Below are 4,096 nucleotides of genomic sequence, written 5' to 3'. Positions count from 1 at the left end.
CCGGAGGGGATGAGCTCGTCGGTGGTGGTCACCGGGTCATAGATGGCGGAGCACACGGTGAGCAGCAGGTTCTCCGGCAGGGCCACCTGCTCCGGCCAGTCGGCGATGTTGGGGCCGAACACCAGCTCCTGGCTGGGGTCGGCCTTCCCCACGCCGAAATACACCCGGGCCTTATAGGGGGTGGGGTCATAGGCGAAGGGTTCCACAGCGGGGTCGGCCGGGGGATTGGGGAGCTGATCGGCACCGGTGAGCACGCCTCCGTTGAGGGCGGTGGCGGCAATGGAACGGGCGTCCATCAGGGCCACGTAGGATACCTGGCCGTCAGAGGGCTTGGACCCCTCCCGGTTGGGGAAGTTGCGGGTGGAGTGGCGGATGGAGAAGCCGCCGTTGGCGGGTACGTCCCCGGCGCCGAAGCAGGGGCCGCAGAAGCAGGAGCGGATGGAGGCCCCGGCGGCCATCAGGGAGGCAATATACCCCTTCCGGGTCAGCTCCAGGTTCACCGGCTGGCTGGTGGGATAGACCGACAGCCAGAATTCATCCGCGCCGATGGCGTGGCCGTCCAGGATCTGGGCCGCCCGGACGATGTTCTGATAGGTGCCGCCGGAGCAGCCGGCGATAACGCCCTGATCCACATTGAACCGGCCGTCCACCACCTTCTCCAGCAGGGAGACGGGCTTGTGCTTCAGCTTCAGCTGGCGCATGGTGTCCTCGTCCACCTGGTGGAGCAGCTGCTCCATATTCTCCTGGAACTCCCGGATGGTGTAGGCGTTGGAGGGGTGGAAGGGCAGGGCGATCATGGGCCGGATCTGGTCCAGCGCCACCTGGATGACCCCGTCATAGTAGGCCCCGTCGGCGGGAGCCTGGGGGCGGAATTCCGCCCCCCGGCCCAGCACCGCCAGGTGGTCCTTCAGGGTGTTGTCAGCGGGCCATACGGAGGACAGACAGGTGGTTTCGGTGGTCATCACGTCGATGCCGGAGCGGTAGTCCATGGACAGATTGGCTACGCCGGGGCCGAAGAACTCCATGACAGCGTTTTTCACAATCCCGTCCTTGAAGGTGGAGCGGATCAGCTCCAAAGCCACATCCTGGGGACCCACACCGGGGATGGGAGCGCCGGTGAGATAGACGGCAATGACCTTGGGGTAGGAGATGTTGTAGGTCTTTTCCAGCAGCTGCCGGGCCAGCTCGGGTCCGCCCTCGCCGATGGCCATGGTGCCGTAGGCGCCGTAGCGGGTGTGGGAATCGGACCCCAGAATCATCTTGCCGGGAGCGGCGTACCGCTCCCGCATGTAGGAGTGGATGACGCTCTGGTGGGCGGGGACAAACTCCCCGCCGTACTTCTTGGCCGCCGACAGGCCGAACACGTGGTCGTCTTCATTGATGGTGCCGCCCACGGCGCACAGGGAGTTGTGGCAGTTGGTGAGCACGTAGGGCAGCGGAAACTGCTGCATACCGGAGGCCCGGGCGGTCTGGATGATGCCCACGTAGGTAATGTCGTGGGAGGCCATGGCGTCAAATTTGATGGCCAGGCTGTCCATGGAGCCGCTGGTGTTGTGGGCGCTCAGGATGGCGTAGGCCATGGTGCCTTTTTTGGCCTCCGCCGGGGCGGGCAGTCCGGCGGCGGGGCCGTCCTGCACAGGCAGGAAGGCGCCGTTTTTATAGTACGCACCCTCGGTGGTGATCTTCAGCATGGAAACCCCTCCATTATAATTCAAATAATCCCTTTTATCATACCAATATTTCGCCTCAAGTGCAAGCCGTTTTGTCCGGGCCTGCAAAGAAGAATAACCAAAAATTTATGTCAACTTTTTTTCCTCCGCCGCCTTGACGGGTTATGGGGAATACGGTAGAATAAATCCATACTTTGCCGAGGAGTTCTGATATGAAAAAGGCTGTTTCCCTGGTAGTAGCCCTGATTTTACTGGTCGGAATGCTGCCCGTCCTGGCCGCGGGGCCTGCGGGTACTCTTTCCGTTTATTTTTATGAAGAGGCCACCGGGCGGTATGGCGAGCTGGTGGAGACGGACCGGGTGAACATGACCCTGGACGGGGTTGCCCTCACGCCGGAGGACGTTCCCGCCCTGGTGCAGTATCCGGAGGGAAAGAACGGGCGCACCTTGGTGCCGGTCCGCCTGATTGCGGAGGCGCTGGGCGCCTCGGTGACCTGGGTGCCGGAGACCCGACAGGCCATTTTGACCCGGGAGGAGAGCCTGATCGTGCTGACTCTGGGCTCCGCCACAGCCCTGGTGAACGGACAGAGCGTGGAGCTGCCCGATGGGATTCCAGCCGGAGTGGTGAAGTGGGACGGGAAGGAGAGTACCATGGTGCCGCTGCGGTTTGTCTCCGAGCAGCTGGGGGCTGAGGTGGCCTGGGACGGAGCCAGCTTTACCGCCGTCATCACCTCGCCCGCCGCGCCGGAACCCACGCCCACGCCTACCCCAACCCCCACACCAACCCCCACGCCGGAGGTTTCTCCCAGTCCAACGCCCCAGCCGCCCGCCTACCCGGACAACGGCACGGTAACGGAGATTGCCTTCTCCTCCAGCACTCAGGTGGTGACCATTACCGCCGACCACCAGCCGGAGTACCGGGTGATCGACCTGGGGGACCGGGTGGTGATTGACATCCTGGGAGCGGTCTGTCCGGAGGCGGTGGAGGACACAGTGACCCTTGCCGCCGACAGCGAGGTGATTTCCGCCATTCGCTATCTTCAGCATGACGACGATCTGGGGTACAGCTACCCCCACACCCTGCGGGTGGTGCTGGACCTGAAGAGCGGCGCCACCTATGCCAAGAACATCCAGGTGGAGGCGGGGGAGAACACCATCCGGGCCACTTTGACGGCCCCGGAGATCCCGGGCATGCCGGAGGAGCCGCTGGACCCCAACAAATATACCATCGTGGTGGACCCGGGCCATGATGGAACCACCCTGGGGGCAGTGTATCCAGATGCCAGCGGCACCAAAATCTACGAGAAGGATTTGACTCTGTCCATTTCCAGCAAGCTGAAGACGGTGTTGGAGGCGGCGGGCTATAACGTGGTGATGACCCGGACGGGGGAGACGGCGGGGGACCTGTACGAGCGGGCGGCCCTGGCCAATGCGGTGGAGGCAGATCTCTTTGTCAGCGTCCACATCAACGCCTCCGGTACGGTACCCACCTTCCAGGGGCTGTACACTTACTATCACCCCTCCAGCACCCGGAGCAAGAACTTTGCCCAGGCGGTGCAGACAGCGGTGTGCGCCGCCACCGGCGCCATCGACCGGGGAATCTCCTCGGCCGACTTCGTGGTGCTGCGGGAGACCAATATGGCGGCGGTGCTGGTGGAGTGTGGATTTATGTCTAACGTGGAGGAGCTGGAGCGGCTGAAAACAGACAGCTACCAGCAGAAGCTGGCGGAGGGCATTGCCCAGGGCATCCAGGACTATCTCAACACCGGAGCCATCAAAAAAACGGCAGCATCCGTCGAATGAAGGCGGATGGGCTTGTCACAGCGGTGCAGACTGCACAGCAGCCCCTTTGTTTCTCCAAAAATGGCCGCCATTGGCGGCCATTTTTGGGCTGTGGAAAAAGGCAGAGCTGATGCAAGAGAGAAAGAAGCTCTTGTACCGGGAAAAACACTGCTCAGGCCGCAAGTGTACACATTTTGCGTGTGCGATGCAGCGGGCTGTATCCCCTCTTAAACATGCTTGCATGTTCAAGAAAGGGGCGAACTTTCTCGGCAGGCTGGACTAGGATACCCTTCTTCGCCGCTGCAAAGAACAGGAGCAAATCATTGCAGTTCTGAAATCCATTCCTGCTGCCTTTGTGCCGGCTTGCCTATCTGTTTGTCATCTTTTACCCCCAGAAAAGGCAGACGGTTATTCAATAGGCATTCGTTAAAGGTTGGAGAGGTGCCGCTTACGCGACGCCTCTCCGCCTAAAAATCCAATCTTTCCTACCGGGGACCCTTTTGTACTGCCCGCACAACTTGGGGCAGCTTACTTCAAAAAGCACTTAGCTCTCTTTTTATGAATCATGAAAAAGTGTTGCCAAATCGCTGTCCAAAAGGGCCTTAACCCTTCAAAAATCCAGTCGTATCAGGCCTTCCCGGGCTT

General features: G+C 61.3%; 2 protein-coding genes. One reads left to right on the top strand and one right to left on the bottom strand.

Annotated elements, in window-relative coordinates; translation table 11 throughout:
• Positions 1–1,691: hydratase (locus Q0J74_RS10565; RefSeq protein ID WP_297214418.1), on the bottom strand; the 1,691-nt coding region annotated here is incomplete at its 3' end.
• 191 nt (positions 1,692–1,882) lie between these two features.
• On the opposite strand from Q0J74_RS10565, the gene Q0J74_RS10560 reads away from it, so the two are divergent.
• The gene (locus Q0J74_RS10560) at positions 1,883–3,472 is read left to right on the top strand and encodes an N-acetylmuramoyl-L-alanine amidase (RefSeq protein ID WP_297214415.1); all 1,590 of its coding nucleotides are present in this window, start codon (positions 1,883–1,885) and stop codon (positions 3,470–3,472) included.
• Positions 3,473–4,096 lie beyond the last annotated feature (624 nt).

Source organism: uncultured Flavonifractor sp. (genome assembly GCF_944387675.1).
In the GTDB taxonomy this organism is placed as follows: Bacteria; Bacillota; Clostridia; order Oscillospirales; family Oscillospiraceae; genus Flavonifractor.
The sequence above is the reverse complement of the archived record's forward strand: the minus strand, read 5'-3'. Positions and strand labels throughout refer to the sequence as shown.